The following is a 17,805-nucleotide window of genomic DNA, read 5'->3' on the forward strand; positions in this document are numbered from 1 at the left end:
CCGTTTCCGATCATGACAAGCGGCCATTTCTGAGGAGGCTTGTCAAGGTTGGCGCCTTACGCCAGGCTTCCCCGTAGCACCGTCAGCCTGGCTTTCTTCGGTGCCCGCGCGACCAGCCATTCGCGTGCCTTGTCCTGCGGCATCGGGAAGGCGATGGAATAGCCCTGCACCTGGTCGCAGCCGATCGCCATCAGCGAGTCGAGCTCGGCTTCGGTTTCGGCGCCCTCGGCGACAATCGAGATGCCGAGGCCACGGGCGAGTTCGGTGATGGCTCTCACGATCTTGGTATTGTCGCCGTTCTCATTGATGTTCTGGACGAAGCGGCGATCGATCTTCAGTCGGTCGATCTCGTTCGGGTTGACGTGGCTGAGCGACGCGTAGCCGGTGCCGAAATCGTCGAGCTCGAGATGGACGCCCGCGGCGCGAATATGCCGAAGCTTTGCCGCGATGCCGGTCTTCTCGTCGTCGAGGATGACGGATTCGACGATTTCCAGCGACAGTTTTTGTGGCGGCAGGCCGGCCTTTTCAAGCGTATCGAAGAGAAACGCGTCGAAATCGGGCTCACGCAGTTCGGAGCCGGACACGTTGACGGCGAGCCGTCCGAAGGCAACACCGGCGCGGTCCCACTCGGCCGCCTCGCTGATTGCCTTGGCGATAACGATGCGGCCGACCGCGGACATGAGGCCGCATTTCTCAGCGACGGGAATGAACTCGCCCGGTGCGATCATACCGCGCTCGGCATGTTTCCAGCGAACCAGCGCTTCGATGCCGCCGATCGTGCCGTTCGACAACGAAACCTGCGGCTGGAAGTAGACCTGGAACGCCTCCTCCGAGATTGCGATCCTGATGTCGCGCTCGAGCTGCTTGCGGTAATCGAGTTCATGCCGCAACTCCTCGGAGAAGAATGAGAGACTGCCGCCGCTTTGCTTCTTGGCGGCGTGGAGCGCGAGGTCGGCATGGACGAGCAGATCCTGCGCATTGTCGGCGTCGACCGGATAGACGGCTACGCCGGCGCTGGCGCCCGGAAGGATGGTAGTGCCCCGAAAAACGATCGGCTCGTTGATCTGCGTCAGCACGCGCCTGGCGACCATGTTGATATCCTCGGTGCCGCCGGCACCATTGAGGATCATCACGAACTCGTCGCCGCCGAGACGCACGCAGAGATCCGACGCCCGGCAGGAATCGCGCATCCGCTGCGCCGTCACCACCAGCACATAGTCGCCGGCAGCGTGGCCGAGAGTATCGTTGATCTGCTTGAATCGGTCGAGGTCGAGCTGGACCGCCGCAAGCCGTTCTCGCCGACGTTGCGCACCCTTGATCAGCGCTTCGAAATGGTCGGTCAGGAAGGTGCGGTTGTGCAGGCCGGTAAGGCCGTCATGCACGGCGATGAAGGCCATCGAATTGCGGGCATCGATCAGTTCGTGCGTCTTGCGCAGAATGGTGTTCGACATCGGCCTGAAGATGAAAAGTGCTACCAGCACGATGACGCCGATGGTGGTGTAGAACAGCGTTCGATGGAGATCGAGAAGTGTTTCCGATCGTGCGTCGGCATGGGCGCTGATGCGCTGGCCGAGTGCCGCATAGCCCGACAGGGTCGCATTGGCGATGGAAGCGTCGAGGTTGACGCGTTCGCCGCCGCCTTTGTAGCCGCCATTGTCGGCCATGCCGAATTGTGATTCAAACGCCGAAACCAGTCGTTCGCCGTTGGCGATGAGCCCGACCGAGAAGTAATCGAGATGAAACGGCTTGGTGAAAAGTACGCTTTCGACTGATTTTGGATCGAACCTTGCCGGTGACGCCGGGTCGGCGACGACCCGCTCGAGCAGAAGGTCGTAGTTCCTCTCGAACTCCGCCGTTGCCTGTTTGAACGCGGTGACCAGAGCCGGTTGTTGGTCACGCGAAGCAGCACCTGCCGCGTTGGCAAGGAAGACAATGCGTTGCGACAGCGTCTTTTGCATGCCGACAATGTCGAGCAGCGTGTCGTTGTGCCGTTGGGCAGCCATCATTTGCTGGAGAAGGATGAAGGAGGCCATCACCATGGCGGCAATGATCAGCAGCGCCAGCCAATAGCCGGCCTTGATCAACAGGACGAGCCTGCCCGAAATGGTTTGCGCCGGTTGCTGCGACATTTTCTGGGGCGGTCCCTCTCGCCGACAGATTTTTGGGTGCGAGAACCATTGGCTTGAAAATGTTAACAGCTTTGGAAGTCGACAGAGCGGCGATAGCGGTAGCGGTGGAAAGCTCGCGAAATGGTTATCGCGTTCTTTCGCGCCGCACACGCATTTGAGCATCCGCCGTTGGCGGCATTCTGGCCACTGGCCGTCGCGTCACCGAAACGGTCGCTTTTGCGGTGGATTTTTCGCCCGCGTGGGGCGACAGTCCATTCAATCTCAACAGGGCCTGGTCATGAGCGCGGCATTCCTCTCCCATATCGATAGCGAGCTTCAAGGGCTGAAATCTGCCGGCCTCTACAAATCCGAGCGGGTGATCACCTCGACGCAGTCGGCCGAGATCGAGGTGGGCGGCGAGAAGGTGCTGAATTTCTGCGCCAACAACTATCTCGGCCTCGCCGATAGTGCCGAATTGCGCGATGCGGCCAAGCAGGCACTCGACCGCTATGGTTATGGCATGGCGTCGGTGCGTTTCATCTGCGGCACGCAGGAAGAGCACAAGCAGCTCGAGGCGACGATTTCTGGCTTCCTCGGCATGGAGGACACGATCCTCTACGGCTCCTGCTTCGATGCCAATGGCGGCTTGTTCGAGACGCTGCTCGGCGAGGAGGATGCGGTCATCTCCGACGCGCTGAACCACGCCTCGATCATCGACGGCGTGCGGCTGTCAAAGGCGAAGCGCTTCCGCTACGCCAACAACGACATGGCCGATCTGGAATCGCGGCTGAAGGAGGCAATGGATTGCCGTTTTCGGCTGATCGCCACCGACGGTGTATTTTCCATGGACGGCATCATCGCCAATCTAAAGGGCGTTTGCGATCTCGCCGAGAAATACGACGCGATGGTGATGGTCGACGACAGCCATGCGGTCGGCTTCGTCGGCAAGAACGGCCGCGGCTCGGCCGAGCATTGCGGCGTCGAGGGCAGGGTGGACATCATCACCGGCACGCTCGGCAAGGCATTGGGCGGCGCATCTGGCGGCTACACATCGGGCAAGAGCCAAGTGGTCGACTGGCTGCGCCAGCGCTCGCGGCCCTATCTGTTTTCCAACACGCTGATGCCGGCGATCGCAGGCGCCTCGATCCGGGTTTTCGAACTGATCGGCAATGGCGATGCGCTGCGTCAGCGCCTCTATGCCAATGCGGCACGCTTCCGGTCTGAAATGGGTAAGCTCGGCTTCACGCTGGCCGGCGCCGACCATCCAATCATCCCCGTCATGCTGGGCGATGCGACACTGGCGCAAGAAATGGCGGCGCGCATGCTGAAGCGCGGCATCTATGTCATCGGCTTCTCGTTTCCGGTAGTGCCGAAGGGCCAGGCGCGCATCCGCACGCAAATGTCGGCCGCCCATTCCAGCGCCGACATCGACCGTGCGGTCGAGGCGTTCGGCGCGGTCGGGCGCGAACTCGGTGTGATTTCCTGAACGGCCGGAACCGAAAAGCGCTTCCGGATCAATAGATTCAAGGGACAAAAGAATGTCGAACATGATGAAGGCGCTGGTCAAGGCCAAGGCCGAGCCGGGCATCTGGATGGAAGAAGTGCCGGTGCCGGAAATCGGCCCGAACGACGTTCTGATTAAAATCAAGAAGACCGCGATCTGCGGCACCGACGTCCACATCTACAATTGGGACCAGTGGGCGCAAAAGACCGTGCCGGTGCCGATGGTGACCGGTCACGAATTCGTCGGCACGGTCGCCGACTTCGGCGCGGCGGTGACCGAGTACAAGGTCGGCCAGCGCGTTTCGGGTGAAGGCCACATCGTCTGCGGCCATTGCCGCAACTGCCGGGCGGGCAGGGGGCATCTGTGCCGCAACACACTCGGCGTCGGTGTCAACCGGCCGGGCGCCTTCGGCGAGTATCTGGCAATCCCTCAGCACAATGTCGTGCCGATCCCCGACGACGTGCCCGATGAGATCGCCGCGATCTTCGATCCTCTGGGCAATGCCGTGCACACGGCATTGTCCTTCGATCTCGTCGGCGAGGACGTGCTGGTCACCGGCGCCGGGCCGATCGGCATCATGGGTGCGCTGGTGGCGCAGTGCGTCGGCGCGCGAAAAGTGGTCATCACCGACATCAACCCGGTGCGACTGGCGCTGGCGAAAAAGCTCGGCGTCCAGCATGTGGTCGACGCATCGAAGGAAAAGCTGCGCGATATCATGCCGGCACTCGGCATGACCGAAGGTTTTGACGTCGGCCTTGAAATGTCGGGCGCCGCACCCGCCTTCCGCGACATGATCGACACCATGAACAATGGCGGCAAGATCGCCATTCTGGGCATCGCGCCGACCGGCTTCGAGATCGACTGGAACAAAGTCATCTTCAAGATGCTGCATCTCAAGGGCATCTACGGCCGCGAGATGTTCGAGACCTGGTACAAGATGATCGCGCTGGTGCAGGGTCCGCTCGACGTCAGCGGGTTGATCACCCACCGCATCGGCATCGACGACTTCCAGACCGGGTTCGATGCGATGCGCAGCGGCAATTCGGGCAAGGTGGTGATGGACTGGTGAGCACCTAATCCTTGCCCAGAGCCTTCTTAAGCGCAACCAGTCCGTTGGTGATCGCGGTGCGCTCGCCAGCGCCTAGTTTTGCCAGCAATTCCCGTTCGAATGCCTTCGCCAGCGGCACCATTTCGCGATAGGCGGCATGGCCGGCCTTGGTCAGCATCAGATGCTCGATCCGGCGGTCTTTTTCATCAGGTGTGCGAGTCAGCCACCGCCGCCGTTCAAGCTCGGCGACGGCGCGCGAAACCTTGGTCTTGTGCATGGCCGACTGCTCACCGAGCGCTGTCGCGGTCATGGTCCCGTGCTGTCCGAGCCCGGCCAGCGTGCGCCATTCGGGCCGCGTCAAGCCGTGGCGATCTTTGTAAATCCTGGAGAATTCGCGGCTGACGGCGTCGGCAAGGCGATAGAGTCGGTAGGGCAGGAAGCTTTCAAGTTCGAGGATTTCCGGTTCGTTAGAGATCTCGCGCTTGGTTGTCATTTTCGCAGTCGCCGCATCTCTTAAGTCAGTTGATGGTTACATTTTCAATGGTTACAAATGAAACCAGTTTGGTCAATCCAGAGCTGCCGCGCGTCCTCGTGGACGCGCAGAGGCCGCTCTGGCACTGTGGATTCGGGAGGAAACCATGGCCTTTTCCTACATGCCGGGGTTCGGCAACGACTTCGAAACCGAAACCCTGCCAGGTTCGCTGCCGCAAGGGCGGAATTCGCCGCAGCGACCGGCCTACGGCCTCTACGCCGAGCAGCTTTCCGGCTCGCCCTTCACCGCGCCGCGCGGCACCAACGAGCGCTCCTGGCTCTATCGCATCAGGCCGAGCGTCAGGCACACCGGCCGCTTCAAGCCGGCGAGTTATCCGCTGTGGAAGAGCGCGCCGAATGTCGGCGATCACGAGTTGGCGCTTGGTCAATATCGCTGGAATCCGGTGCCGATGCCGAAGGAGCCGACCGACTTCATCGCCGGCATGCGCAGCATCACCACCGCCGGCGACGTGCTCGGCCAGACCGGCATGGCCGCCCATGTCTATGTTGCCAACCGTTCGATGGTCGACGATCATTTCTTCAACGCCGATGGTGAGTTGCTGGTCGTGCCGCAGATCGGCAGCCTACGCCTCGTTACCGAGATGGGCGTCATCGAATTGCGACCGGGCGAGATCGCGGTGCTGCCGCGCGGCCTCGTGTTCAAGGTCGAACTGGTCGATGAAACAGTGCGCGGCTATGTCTGCGAGAATTACGGCGCCAAGCTGACGCTGCCGGATCGTGGCCCGATCGGCGCCAATTGCCTGGCCAATCCGCGCGATTTCAAGACGCCTTGCGCCTGGTTCGAGGAGAAGGAGACGCCGTGCCGGCTGATCGTGAAATGGTGCGGGCAGTTCCATGTCACCGAGCTTGATCATTCGCCGCTGGATGTGGTGGCGTGGCACGGCAATTATTCGCCCTATAAATATGATCTTGCAACGTTTTCGCCGGTCGGCGCGATCCTGTTCGACCATCCCGATCCGTCGATCTTCACGGTGCTGACCGCGCCGAGCGGCGAGGAGGGCACCGCCAACATCGACTTCGTCATCTTCCCGCCGCGCTGGCTGGTCGCCGAAAACACGTTCCGCCCGCCCTGGTATCACCGCAACATCATGAGCGAGTTCATGGGCCTGATCCACGGCCAGTACGACGCTAAGGAGGAGGGCTTCGTTCCCGGCGGCATCAGCCTGCACAATCTGATGCTGGCCCACGGGCCCGACGCGTCTGGCTTCGAAAAGGCCTCGCGCGCCGAGCTGAAACCAGTCAAGCTCGACAACACCATGGCCTTCATGTTCGAGACGCGATTCCCGCAGATGCTGACCCGCTACGCCGCCGAGGTTGAAACCCGGCAGGACAACTACATCGACTGCTGGGCCGATCTGAAGAAGCGCTTCAACGGCACGCCCGAGGGCGACTGGTCTTGAGCGCTGATCCAACGCGGTTGGTGCTGCTGGGCTCGAAAGGCGGCCCGGCGCTCCGGCCGGGCGGGCCGTGGCCGAGTTCATCGCTGCTGGAGATCGGCGGCCGCACCATCGTCGTCGATCGCGGGCTTGGCGTGACGCGTGGGCTGGCCGACGCCGGCACCAGCCTGAAGACGCTGGATCTGATCTTCATCACGCATCTGCATTCCGACCATGTGCTGGAACTCGGTCCGCTGATCCACACCGCCTGGACGGGGGGTCTGGCGACACCGCTCACTGTGTTCGGCCCGCCCGGCACCGGCCATTACTGGCAGCGCTTTTGCCAGGCGATGGAATTCGACATCGAGATACGCATCGCCGACGAAGGCCGGCCGGATATTCTCGACATGGTTTCGATCGTCGAGTTCGGCGAAGGCCGGGTGATGGAGGAGCGCGGCCTGAAGGTTTCAGCGCTGCGCGTCGACCACCCGCCGGTGACCGACTGCTTTGCGCTGCGTTTCGAGCATGCCGGACAATGCGTCGTGTTCTCCGCCGATACGGCATTCTTTCCGCCATTGGCCGATTTTGCCAAAGGCGCCGACATCCTCGTCCATGAAGCAATGCTGGAAGAAGGCATCGAGCGGCTCGTCGCGAAAACCGGCAACGGCGCGCGGCTCAGAGAACATCTGCTCGCCAGTCACAGTTTTGCCGGGGAGGCGGGGCGCATCGCGACCAACGCCGGGGTCGGGCGACTGGTGCTCAACCACCTCATTCCGGCCGACGATCCCGAGATCGGCGAGGCCGACTGGATCGCCGCTGTCAGGAAAACATGGGCCGGTGACTTGACGATCGCCCGCGACGGCCTTGTTGTGGCGTTAGGCGGCACCAAAGCCGCATCAGGAGAGGAAACCGCATGAAGCTTGCCACATTGAAGGACGGGTCGCGCGATGGGAAACTCGTCGTCGTCTCGCGCGACCTGACGCGGTTCACCGACGCCTCGTTTCTGGTGCCGACGCTGCAGGCGGCACTCGACGACTGGAGCCGGATCGCGCCGCATCTGGCCGCCATGGCGGAATCGCTGGAGAACAATGCGGTGCCGTCAGCGCGCTTTCACGAGCATGACGCCCATTCGCCATTGCCGCGCGCCTATCAATGGGCGGATGGCTCGGCCTATGTGAATCATGTCGAGTTGGTGCGGAAGGCGCGTGGCGCCGAGATGCCGGCAAGCTTCTGGACCGATCCGCTGATCTATCAGGGTGGTTCCGACAGTTTCATAGCGCCACGTGATCCGATCCGGGCGACCGACGAGGCTTTTGGCGTCGACATGGAAGGGGAGATCGCCGTCATCGTCGATGATGTCCCAATGGGAGCAAGCCTGGATGAGACGCGGGCCGCGATCCGGCTGGTTATGCTGGTCAACGACGTCACGCTGCGCTCCCTGACTGCGCCAGAGCTAGCCAAGGGCTTCGGCTTCTTCCAATCAAAGCCGTCCTCGGCCTTTTCGCCGGTCGCGGTAACGCCGGACGAACTCGGCGATGCCTGGGATGGCGGCAAGGTCAGCCTGCCGCTGCTGGTCGATCTCAACAGCAAGCCGTTTGGCCGGGCGAACGCCGGCGTGGACATGACCTTCGATTTTCCGGCGCTGATCGCACATGCCGCGAAAACCCGGCCGCTGGCCGCCGGCACGATCATCGGTTCGGGCACAGTCTCCAACAAGCTCGACAGCGGCCCGGGCAAGCCTGTCTCGGCGGGCGGCGCCGGCTATTCCTGCATTGCCGAGTTGCGGATGTTCGAGACGATCGAGGCTGGCGCGCCGAAAACGCCATTCCTGCGCTTTGGCGACACGGTGCGCATCGAAATGAAGGACAGAACCGGACATTCGATTTTTGGTGCAATCGAGCAGAAGGTCGAGAAATACGAGAGCTAGGACAATGACAGGCACGTCTTTCTATATGCTGTGCGGTGTCTGGGCCCTGGTCATGCTGGCGATCTTCATCCAGGCAATCCGATTGAGCTACCGTATCGAAGCACGCTCTCCCGACCTGGCCAACCGCAGCGGCTTTCCGCGCAACGCGATGATGTTCCATACCGTAACCAACGCGAACGTGGCGCGGGATCAGGAAACGCAAGCCATGCGGCGGCGCATGAACCGGCTGCTGCTGATCGTTCTCGCCGGATTTGCGCTTCTGTGGGCGGGCGTGTCCTTGGTCCAGTCAGTGGAGTGAAGTCATGGACTTGCTGAACCATTTCCGCCGCATGGCAGCCAACAATCTCTGGTCGAACGACCGGATCTATCGCGCTGTGTTGCAGCTTCAGCCCGGTGAATTCGAGGCCGAGCGAACCAGCTTCTTCCCATCGATCAAGGCAACGCTCAACCACATTCTGGCGGTCGATCATCTCTATCTCGATTTTCTCGAGGAGGGCGGCGTGGGTGCCGCCGCCCATGACGATTTCGTGCCCTTCGACCGAGCGCAGGCGCTGTTTGCCGCCCAAGTTGTGGCCGACCGGCGGCTGATGGCCTTTTGCGACCGTCTATCGGCCGACGATCTCGATCGCCGCGTCATCACCGACCGGCGCGAGGACGGAAGAATACCGGAGCGCATCGGTGACCTGCTCGCCCACCTCTTCATCCACGATATCCATCATCGCGGCCAAGTGCACGCAATGCTGTCCGGCACGTCGGTGAAGCCGCCGCAACTCGACGAGTTCTTCCTCGACTATGACCTGAAGCTGCGGAAAGCGGAGGTCGAGAGGTTGAACCTGGAATGATCAAACCAACGCAACGTCATAGGCTGAAAAATGCCGATCCGCTGTGACCAACGTCAGGCCTTCAATTTGAGCCTGTGCGATGAGCAGACGGTCGAAAGGATCGCGGTGATGGAGCGGCAAATGCTCAAGCCTCGCCGCGTGTAGTTCATTCACACTGAGGATCGGAATGCCGTTCGATCGCAAGATTTCCACTATGTTGCCTGTCAGCGTGACTTTGCCGAGCGATTTCTTGATGGCGATCTCTGCTACCGAGACGGCGCTGACGACCACATCCTCGCCCGCAAGAAAGATGTCGCGATGGTGGTCCGAAAGGCGTGAGTCTGCGTTGAGTACCCAAAGCAGAATATGAGTATCCACCAGATATTGGTGGCTCATTTAGTGTACTCGTCCCATTCGGGACCGAGTTCATCAAAATCATCCGATATCCGAATTTGGCCTTTCAGGGCCCCAAAAAGGCCCTTGCTCCCGCCAGCCCGGGCGGGCGCGCTCAAGGTCGCCACCACCTCTCCATGCCGCGTCAGATGGATCTCTTCGCCGGCCTGGGCGCGTTTCACCAACTCGGAGAGTTGGGCCTTTGCTTTTGCCATCGGAACATTCATGGTCAGACCTCTTATGACCAGAATTTAGGTCATAACTGATCAAACCACAAGGCACCCTCGGCCGAACTGGCTACGCCGCCTTGCCGTCCACCTTGATCACACCGCGCTTGATCTGGTCCTGCTCGATCGATTCGAACAAAGCGCGGAAATTGCCTTCGCCAAAACCTTCGTCGCCCTTCCTCTGGATGAATTCGAAGAAGATCGGGCCGATCACGGTTTTTGAAAAGATCTGCAGCAGGATCTTGGTCGTGCCGCCATCGACCACGCCTTCGCCATCGATCAGGATGCCGTGCTTTTTCATGCGCTCGATCGGCTCGTCATGGCCGTGCACGCGGGCATGGGACATATCATAATAGGTTTCCGGCGGACCGGGCATGAATTTTAGCCCGCTGGCGGCCAGCCTGTCGGTGGCGCCGTAGATCTCGTCCGTGCCGACGGCGATGTGCTGGATGCCTTCGCCATTATACTTCTTCAGATATTCGGCGATCTGGCTGGTCTCGTCCTTGGATTCGTTGAGCGGGATGCGGATCTTGCCGCAGGGCGAGGTGATGGCGCGGCTGACCAGCCCGGTGATCTTGCCGTCGATGTCGAAGAAATGGATCTGCTTGAAGCCGAACAGGTCGCGGTAGAAGTCCCACCATTTGTCCATGTTGCCGCGATAGACATTGTGGGTGAGGTGGTCGAGATAATAGAAGCCGACGCCTTCCGGCTTCGGGTCGCGCGCGCCCAGCCAGTTGAACTCGGCATCATAGGCCGAGCCCTTCTCGCCATAGACCTCGATGAAATAGAGCAGCGAACCTCCGATGCCGACGATGGCCGGCACCTCGAGCGCCTTGTCGGTGCCTTCGTAAGGCGTGGCCCCTTTGGCGACGGCGTGATCGAAGGCATGCCTGGCGTCAACCACCCGCCAGGCCATAGAGGCCGCGCAGGGGCCGTGCTTGTCGGCGAACTTCATCGCATGCGAGCCGGGCTCGGCATTGACGACATAGTTGATGTCGCCCTGCCGCCAGACGGTGATTTTCTTTCTGCGGTGCTTGGCCACCGGCACGTAACCCATGCGGGTAAAAAGCTCGGCGAGCTTTTCCGGTTCGGGATGGGCGAACTCGACGAATTCGAAGCCGTCTGTGCCGGCGGGGTTGGCCTTGCTGATCTTTGCGGGCGGTGCATCGTGCGGGAAGGGACCCATGGCATTGTCCTCCAAAAAGCTTGGCGTGGCCGGAAAGGCCATTTCGGCGCTATTATAGCGCGGAGCAGGTGCATGGTGCTTGCATTCAAACGCTTGAAATGATCAGATTATGCGGGAATTGTGCATGATCGAAGGAAACTTCATGGATAACGCGCGCGTTGATCAGTTTGACCGCAAGATAATGGCTCTACTGCAGAGCGACGCGCGGCTGACCAACAACGATCTATCGGAACGGGTGAACCTGTCGGCGTCGCAATGTTCGCGCCGCCGCCAGAGGCTGGAGGAGGACGGCTATATCAGGGGCTACAGGGCTTTGCTCGACCGCGACAAGCTCGGCTTCTCGCTGGTCAACGTCATCTCGGTGACGCTTGCCACCCACAACCGCGACAATGCACAGCGGTTCGGCGAATTGGTGGCGCGGCTGCCGGAGGTGCAGGAGGCGCACGCGCTGACCGGCGAGATGGACTACATCCTGAAAGTGGTGACGCCGGACCTGAAGTCGCTGTCGGAATTCGTCAACGGCGTGCTTCTGCCGCACGAATCCGTGCAGCATGTGAAGACGGCGATCGTGCTCGAAACGCTGAAGGAAACCGGCGCGCTGCCGATTTAACCCTTCGATTGCTGGATCAGCCCATAAAGGTTGGTGCAGCGTGCGCCGGAACGGCAATAGGCGAAGATCGGGCCTTCGAGTTCGTCGAGCGCCTCGGCTTGATCCTCGACATTCTCATGCGTGATCTGGCCGCTGATGACGGGGATGTAGCGGAAAGCGAGCCCGGCGGCTTCGACCGCCGCCTTGACACTGTCCGCCGAAGGCTGGCCGGGCTGCTCGTCATCAGGTCTGTTGCAGATGACGCTCTTGAAGCCGGCGGCCTTGATGGCGGCGACTTCTTCGGGTTGGATCTGGCCGGAGACCGAATAGTCCTCGCTGATCTGACGATATTCCATGATGGCGTCCTCGCAATGTTCGATGCCTGCTGGCCAGGGGCGGAGTCTTGCCGCTCCCAGGCCTGGGCGGCAATCCGCGCAGAAAGAAATTCCCCTGCGCAGATAGACATTCTCATGCGGGAAATCCAGCCGGGCTACCTAAGGCGCCGTGCGTCCTTTGGATGCGCAAAGGACGCTGTAGCACTTTGTTGCCCGCACGTGCGCAAGCCCCACCGAGCGAACGGCGTCGACCGCTCAGCTTCCGAGGATCGCGCCTTTGATCTGGGCGATGTTGTTGTGCATCAGGTCGATATAGGTCGAGGCGGGGCCGTCGGGTTGCGACAGCGCGTCCGAATAGAGCGTGCCGCCAACCTTGATGCCGGTCTCGCTGGCGATCTGCTCGATCAGCCGCGCGTTGGTGATGTTCTCGATGAAGACCGCCGCCGCCTTGTCCTGCTTCACCTGGCTGACCAGCTTGGCGACGTCGGCAGCGGAAGGCTCCGACTCGGTCGACACCCCTTCGGGGGCCAGGAAGGTGAGGCCATAGGCCTTCTCGAAATAGCCGAAGGCGTCATGCGAGGTGATGACGACGCGTTTCTCTTCCGGTATGGACTGGATTGCCGCTTTCACTTCGCCTTCGACCGCATTAAGCTTCGCTGTGTATGCGGCGGCATTGGCCTTGTAGCTGTCGCAACCCTCAGCGTCGGCCGTGCAGAAGGCATCGGCGATGTTCTTCACATAGATCTTGGCATTGGCGATCGACTGGAAGGCATGTGGATCGGTGTCTGCACCTTCAGCGGCGTCGGCATCGGCGAATTCGGGTTTGAAGTTGATCGGCGTGACGTCCTTGGTCAGAACGGCGATTGTCGCCTTGGTGGCGCTGGCGTCGACCAGGCGCTGCAGAAAGCCTTCGAAATGCAGGCCGTTGACCAGCACCACGTCCGCCCCAGCCATTGCCACCGCGTCCGCCGGGCTCGGCTCGTAGACATGGGCATCGCCATCCGGCCCGACGATGGTGGTCAGATTGATGCGGTCGCCGCCGACATTTTTGGCGAAATCGGCGATGATGGTGAAGCTGGCGACCACTGTCAATGGCTCCGCGAGAGCCGCCGATGCGCCAAAGGCGGTTAATGTTATAACGCTCATTGCCAAAGCGGCGCGGATCGATTTCAGCATGGACGGGTCTCCTTTGTTGGGATCAGGCGGTTCTGTGGCGGTGATGGATGATACGGGCGCGCAGGATGCCGCGCGTGCCGAACAGGATCGAGGCGAAATAGACGACGCCTGCAGACAGGATGATCGCCGGGCCGGAAGGCAGCGACACGTGATAGGACAGAAGCAGCCCGGCGACGCAGGAGGCAAAGCCGATCAGCACCGCCAGCGCGCACATCGGCTCGACGCGCATGGTCCAGAAGCGGGCGGCGGCTGCAGGCAGCATCATCAGCCCGACCGACAGCAAAGTGCCGAGCGCCTGGAAGCCGCCGACAAGATTGAGCACGACGAGGCCGAGGAAGATGAAATGCACCGGGCTGCCCAGCCGGCTGACTGAGCGCAGGAACAGTGGATCGAGGCATTCGGCGACCAGTGCCCGCCAGAAGATGGCGAGGCTGACCAGCGTGACCACGACGATGCCGCCGATCAGTGTCAGCGCTTCATTGTTGAGTGCCAGAACGGTTCCGAACAGCACATGCATGAGATCGACGCTGGAGCCGCGGATCGACACCATCAGCACGCCGATAGCCAGAGAAATCAGGTAGAAGGCCGCCATCGAGGCGTCCTCGCGCTGGATGGTGAAGCGCGAGACGGCGCCGGCGCCGAGTGCGACGATGATGCCGGCGATCAGGCCGCCGATGGTCATCGGCAGGATCTCCAGACCATAGAACAGGAAACCGGCCGCAGCGCCCGGCAGGATAGCGTGGGCCATGGCGTCGCCGGAAAGGCTCATGCGCCGCAGCATCAGGAACACACCGACCGGGCAGGCGCCGAGCGACAGCATCAGCGACCCGAAAAGCGCGCGCTGCATGAAGGCGAAGTCGGCGAACGGAGCGATGAGAAGACCGTAAAGCGTGTCCATCATGCCGCCCTCGGCCCGGAACCGTGCTGATGGTCGTGAGCGTGATCACCGTGCTCATGGTTGTCGGGCTCGCACCAGGGCGCGTTCTCCTCCCAGGCTTCGTGGAAGCGGCGCGCGCGCAACAGGTTTTCCGGCCGCAGCGTTTCCTTGGTCTCGCCCCAGGCGATCGGCTGGCGTGCCAGCAGCAGCGTCTCGGGGAAATTCTGCCGCACCAGATCCAGATCGTGGACGACGACCATGATGGTGCGCTCCTCGCCATGCCAGCGCTTGATCATCGCGATCAGATCGCCGACCGTCTTGGTGTCGACGGCGTTGAACGGCTCGTCCAGCAGGATGAGGTCGGCATCCTGCAGCAGAACGCGGGCAAACAGCGTGCGCTGTAGCTGGCCGCCCGACAGCGTGTCGATCGGGCGCTTCTCGAAGCCGCCGAGGCCGACGGCCATGAGCGCCTGGCTGACCGAATCGCGATCTTCCTTGGTATGGCGGCCGAGCAGCCCGCGCCGTGGCCACAGCCCGAGCGAAACCAGGTCGACAACCCTGGCCGGAAAGGAGCGGTCGAGTTCCGACTGCTGCGGCAGATAGGCGGCGCGCACGCCGGGCGCGCGGACAACCGTGCCGGCCATCGGCTTCAACACGCCGACGATACCCTTCATCAGGGTCGACTTGCCCGAGCCATTGGCGCCGACGACGGCGGTCAGCGATCCCCGGCGGATCGTGCCGTCGAGATGATGGATCGCCGGATGGCTGTTGTAGCCCAGCGTCAGGTCGCGGAAGGTCAGGCAGGTTTTGGTCATGTGACGATCCGTGGGGGCACGACTGGTACGGCGGCGATTGGATATGTGATGTTATTACATTAGTCAACAAGTCAATCGGGCGGAATTGCGGCGACCGAGGCAATTTGCCCTGTGCTCTTTGGCGGTTGGCTCAAGAGGATTCGCTCGTGCAACCTTGCCCCCGGCGAACCGCGACTCTAAAGAGGCGCGACCCACAAAGGAAGGAAACGTCCCATGAGCATTCGTCGCATCGATGTAGGCCCGCGCATGAGCCAGATCGTCATCCACGGCAACACCGTCTATCTGGCCGGTCAGGTCGGCCAGCCGGGCGGAAACGTCGGCGCCCAGACACGTGACATTCTGGTGGCCATCGACGAATTGCTGGCCAAGGCCGGCACCGACAAGACCAAGATCCTGCAGGCGATCATCTGGCTGGCCGACATGAGCACGTTCGCCGAGATGAACGCGGAATGGGACAAGTGGGTGCCGCAGGGCCACACCCCGGCCCGCGCCACCGGCGAGGCCAAGCTTGCCGGACCGGAATATCTGGTCGAGATCATCGTTACCGCTGCTATCTGAGATGCGGCTCTTTACCCTCCCCCTTGAGGGGAGGGTCGGCGAAGTAGTCGGAGCGAAGCGGAGATTGCGAGACGGGGTGGGGTCGGCGAGGTTGCACCGACCCCACCCCGCGTCACAAAATGCCGCCAGGCGGCATTTCCTCCGCGACCCGCCCCTCAAGGGGGAGGGTATTCACCCCTGCGAAGGCGTAAACCGTGCGACCAGCGCGTGGCTCTCGGCCGCATAGGTGAACCGGACATGGGTGACCGGGTGCTCGGCGCTCCATGTCCGTCGCTCGACCACCAGGCACGGCGCACCGGGCCCGATGTCGAGCGCGGCCGCAATGTGCCTGTCGGCGGCGACTGCGCGAATGCGGTGCTCGGCGGCACTCCACGGCACGCGGGCAATCAGCCACGGCCCGGGCGCGATGGCATGAAATTCCTCGTCGGCGGCCTCGGCCACGGCGGCCAGGTTGATCAGCCGCTGTTCGTGGGCGAACGGCCGCTTGCCGGCGAAATGCTGGCATTCCAGCGCCAGCACTGGTCCGGCGGAAGCGAGCTCCAGCAACGCGCGATCCTCCGTAGTGCTGCGCCTTTTATGTCGCGCCACACGCTCGTAGCGATAGGGCAGACCAAGCGCCTCGACCTCGATCCTGATATCGTGGATTTCCAGTACCGCGGCTTGTGACTGCGGCCGCCGGACAAAGCTGCCGGAGCGGCGACGGCGCTCGATCAGCCCGGCCTTGGCAAGCTGCGACAGCGCCTTGTTGACCGTCATGCGCGAACATTTGTACTCGGCCGTCAGCTCGTGCTCGAACGGAATGCGGTGGCCGGGCGCCCAGGCGCCGGACAGGATCCGTTCGCTGATGTCGGACAGGATGCGCTGATGCAGCGAGACAGACTCGCCGACGTCCACATCCACTGCCTCGATTGTGCTCATGCCGAAAGCGCCGTCATCACCTTGCGAAAACGCTCGGCAATGGCATCGCGCCTTGCATGCCTGCCGCCGCTGACCAGTTTCTTGCCATGCACCCAGGCGCAATCGACCTTGGCGCCGTTGGCGAAGATCCAGGCGTCGAGCACCGCATCGCCCGTCTTGCCGGCCAGCGAAGGGTGCTTGCCATCGAGCGAGACGAAATCGGCTGAGGCACCAGCGGCGATCCGCGAGGGGCCAGCACCAAGGGCGGCACTGCCGCCGTCGAGCGCTGCATCGAACAGCGCGCGGCCGGTCGAGCCGCCGGCGACCGCAAGCACATTGCGGGCGTGATGGGCGAGGCGCTGCGAGTATTCAAGCTGTCGCAATTCGTCCGGCAGGCCGATCAGCACGTTGGAATCGGAGCCGATGCCGAAGCGGCCGCCATGTCGTTTGAATAAGGGTGCAGCAAAGGTGCCATCGCCGAGATTGGCCTCGGTGATTGGGCAGAGACCGGCGATTGCCCCGCTTTTCGCCATGCCAATCGTTTCCACATCGGTCATGTGGGTGGCATGGATCAGGCACCAGCGCTCATCGACCTTGGCGTTGGCGAGCAGCCATTCGACCGGTCGCGCCCCCGACCAGGCAAGGCAGTCCTCGACCTCCTTCACTTGCTCGGCGATATGGATGTGGATCGGTCCGCCGGGCACCATTGCCGCGATGTTTTCCAATTCTTCCGGTGTCACGGCGCGCAGACTGTGTGGTGCGACGCCAACGACGCCTTGATTCAAGGCGCGAACGGATTCGCGGCATTTCTCAACAAGCCGCGAGAACCGATTCACATCGTTGATGAATCGCCGCTGGCCTTCATTCGGCGTAGCGCCCCCGAAAGAGGAATGCGCATAGAACACCGGCAGCAGCGTCAGCCCAATGCCGGTGTCAGCAGCAGCGGAAGTGATGCGTTCGGCCATTTCGGCGATGTTGGCATAGGGCTGGCCGTCACGATCGTGGTGGAGATAGTGAAACTCGCCGACGCGCGACAAGCCGGCCTCCAGCATCTCGACATAGAGCTGCGCGGCGACCGCCTCGACCTGATCCGGCGTCATCGACAGCGCGAAACGATACATCACCTCGCGCCAGCTCCAGAAACTGTCGGCTGAAGGGCCACGCAGCTCGGCAAGGCCGGCCATGCCGCGCTGAAAGGCGTGGCTATGCAGGTTCGGCATGCCTGGCAGCAGGATGGCATGGCGTTCGTCGCCGGGCCGAGATGTGGTGTTCGGCTCGACCGTGGCGATGCGGCCATCACTGACGATGATCCGGGCATTGGAATGCCAGCCGTCGGGCAGAAGCACCTGTTCTGCAAAGATCGCCGTCACGTTTTTCTCCAAAATCCCATTTGGCAGTATGATCATAGCACTTGCA

General features: G+C 62.0%; 20 protein-coding genes. 9 read left to right on the forward strand and 11 right to left on the reverse strand.

What is annotated here, in order from left to right:
* Positions 1-56 precede the first annotated feature (56 nt).
* A complete protein-coding gene (locus RPG13_RS17575; protein WP_095485678.1) occupies positions 57-2,129 on the reverse strand; it encodes a putative bifunctional diguanylate cyclase/phosphodiesterase in 2,073 nt (690 codons plus the stop codon).
* A 277-nt stretch (positions 2,130-2,406) separates the two neighbouring features.
* On the opposite strand from RPG13_RS17575, the gene RPG13_RS17580 reads away from it, so the two are divergent.
* A complete protein-coding gene (locus RPG13_RS17580) occupies positions 2,407-3,594 on the forward strand; it encodes a glycine C-acetyltransferase (protein WP_095485679.1) in 1,188 nt (395 codons plus the stop codon).
* Positions 3,595-3,646: 52 nt separating this feature from the next.
* Positions 3,647-4,681, forward strand: a complete 1,035-nt coding sequence (tdh, locus tag RPG13_RS17585) for an L-threonine 3-dehydrogenase (protein ID WP_128335231.1) — start codon at positions 3,647-3,649, stop codon at positions 4,679-4,681.
* 4 nt (positions 4,682-4,685) lie between these two features.
* Here tdh and RPG13_RS17590 read toward each other — a convergent pair whose 3' ends face one another.
* Entirely contained in the window at positions 4,686-5,153 is a 468-nt protein-coding gene (locus RPG13_RS17590; protein ID WP_128243899.1) for a MarR family winged helix-turn-helix transcriptional regulator, read from the reverse strand.
* Between the two features lie 145 nt (positions 5,154-5,298).
* On the opposite strand from RPG13_RS17590, the gene hmgA reads away from it, so the two are divergent.
* From hmgA to RPG13_RS17615, 5 genes are read left to right on the forward strand one after another with little or no spacing between them, the layout of a single operon-like run.
* Entirely contained in the window at positions 5,299-6,612 is a 1,314-nt protein-coding gene (gene hmgA / locus RPG13_RS17595) for a homogentisate 1,2-dioxygenase (protein ID WP_292712576.1), read from the forward strand.
* Entirely contained in the window at positions 6,609-7,505 is an 897-nt protein-coding gene (locus tag RPG13_RS17600) for an MBL fold metallo-hydrolase (RefSeq protein ID WP_337125635.1), read from the forward strand. Before hmgA ends, RPG13_RS17600 begins: the two co-directional genes overlap by 4 nt.
* On the forward strand, positions 7,502-8,515 hold the full coding sequence (locus tag RPG13_RS17605) for a fumarylacetoacetate hydrolase family protein (protein WP_292712572.1): 1,014 nt from the start codon (positions 7,502-7,504) through the stop codon (positions 8,513-8,515). The genes RPG13_RS17600 and RPG13_RS17605 overlap by 4 nt, the downstream gene beginning before the upstream one ends.
* Positions 8,516-8,567: 52 nt before the next feature.
* Entirely contained in the window at positions 8,568-8,813 is a 246-nt protein-coding gene (locus tag RPG13_RS17610; RefSeq protein WP_337125636.1) for a hypothetical protein, read from the forward strand.
* 4 nt (positions 8,814-8,817) lie between these two features.
* Positions 8,818-9,357, forward strand: coding sequence for a DinB family protein (locus RPG13_RS17615; protein ID WP_292712567.1), 540 nt, complete (start codon positions 8,818-8,820; stop codon positions 9,355-9,357).
* Here the strand turns inward: RPG13_RS17615 and RPG13_RS17620 are convergent, their stop codons facing one another.
* The 3 genes from RPG13_RS17620 to hppD form a co-directional block, all read right to left on the reverse strand.
* Positions 9,358-9,732 carry a type II toxin-antitoxin system VapC family toxin gene (locus tag RPG13_RS17620; protein ID WP_095485688.1) on the reverse strand — a complete coding sequence of 125 codons (375 nt, stop codon included), beginning with the start codon at positions 9,730-9,732 and terminating at the stop codon, positions 9,358-9,360. It lies immediately after the preceding gene.
* Positions 9,729-9,956, reverse strand: a complete 228-nt coding sequence (locus RPG13_RS17625; RefSeq protein ID WP_095485689.1) for a type II toxin-antitoxin system Phd/YefM family antitoxin — start codon at positions 9,954-9,956, stop codon at positions 9,729-9,731. The genes RPG13_RS17620 and RPG13_RS17625 overlap by 4 nt, the downstream gene beginning before the upstream one ends.
* 70 nt (positions 9,957-10,026) lie before the next feature.
* Positions 10,027-11,142: a 4-hydroxyphenylpyruvate dioxygenase gene (gene hppD / locus RPG13_RS17630; protein WP_292220763.1), complete on the reverse strand. Its 1,116-nt coding sequence runs from the start codon at positions 11,140-11,142 to the stop codon at positions 10,027-10,029.
* 142 nt (positions 11,143-11,284) lie between these two features.
* Between hppD and RPG13_RS17635 the strand changes: the two genes are divergently transcribed.
* The gene (locus RPG13_RS17635) at positions 11,285-11,752 is read left to right on the forward strand and encodes an Lrp/AsnC family transcriptional regulator (protein ID WP_292712602.1); all 468 of its coding nucleotides are present in this window, start codon (positions 11,285-11,287) and stop codon (positions 11,750-11,752) included.
* On the opposite strand, the gene RPG13_RS17640 is transcribed toward RPG13_RS17635, so the two are convergent.
* The 4 genes from RPG13_RS17640 to aztA all read right to left on the reverse strand — a co-directional run bounded on the left by RPG13_RS17640 (position 11,749) and on the right by aztA (position 14,934).
* Positions 11,749-12,087 carry a TIGR01244 family sulfur transferase gene (locus RPG13_RS17640; protein ID WP_126106965.1) on the reverse strand — a complete coding sequence of 113 codons (339 nt, stop codon included), beginning with the start codon at positions 12,085-12,087 and terminating at the stop codon, positions 11,749-11,751. The genes RPG13_RS17635 and RPG13_RS17640 overlap by 4 nt on opposite strands.
* Before the next feature lie 234 nt (positions 12,088-12,321).
* A complete protein-coding gene (gene aztC, locus RPG13_RS17645; protein ID WP_337125637.1) occupies positions 12,322-13,242 on the reverse strand; it encodes a zinc ABC transporter substrate-binding protein AztC in 921 nt (306 codons plus the stop codon).
* A 22-nt stretch (positions 13,243-13,264) separates the two neighbouring features.
* On the reverse strand, positions 13,265-14,140 hold the full coding sequence (gene aztB, locus RPG13_RS17650; RefSeq protein WP_127291041.1) for a zinc ABC transporter permease AztB: 876 nt from the start codon (positions 14,138-14,140) through the stop codon (positions 13,265-13,267).
* Positions 14,140-14,934, reverse strand: a complete 795-nt coding sequence (gene aztA, locus RPG13_RS17655; RefSeq protein WP_337125638.1) for a zinc ABC transporter ATP-binding protein AztA — start codon at positions 14,932-14,934, stop codon at positions 14,140-14,142. The genes aztB and aztA overlap by 1 nt, the downstream gene beginning before the upstream one ends.
* Positions 14,935-15,147: 213 nt before the next feature.
* Here aztA and RPG13_RS17660 point away from each other — a divergent pair, with 213 nt between their 5' ends.
* Positions 15,148-15,492: a RidA family protein gene (locus tag RPG13_RS17660; RefSeq protein WP_292712562.1), complete on the forward strand. Its 345-nt coding sequence runs from the start codon at positions 15,148-15,150 to the stop codon at positions 15,490-15,492.
* A 171-nt stretch (positions 15,493-15,663) separates the two neighbouring features.
* On the opposite strand, the gene hutC is transcribed toward RPG13_RS17660, so the two are convergent.
* Positions 15,664-16,410 carry a histidine utilization repressor gene (hutC, locus tag RPG13_RS17665; RefSeq protein WP_337125639.1) on the reverse strand — a complete coding sequence of 249 codons (747 nt, stop codon included), beginning with the start codon at positions 16,408-16,410 and terminating at the stop codon, positions 15,664-15,666.
* On the reverse strand, positions 16,407-17,759 hold the full coding sequence (locus RPG13_RS17670) for a formimidoylglutamate deiminase (protein ID WP_337125640.1): 1,353 nt from the start codon (positions 17,757-17,759) through the stop codon (positions 16,407-16,409). The genes hutC and RPG13_RS17670 overlap by 4 nt, the downstream gene beginning before the upstream one ends.
* Positions 17,760-17,805 lie beyond the last annotated feature (46 nt).

The sequence above is a fragment of the Mesorhizobium sp. ISC15 genome, from assembly GCF_037162615.1.
GTDB lineage: Bacteria > Pseudomonadota > Alphaproteobacteria > Rhizobiales > Rhizobiaceae > Mesorhizobium > Mesorhizobium mediterraneum.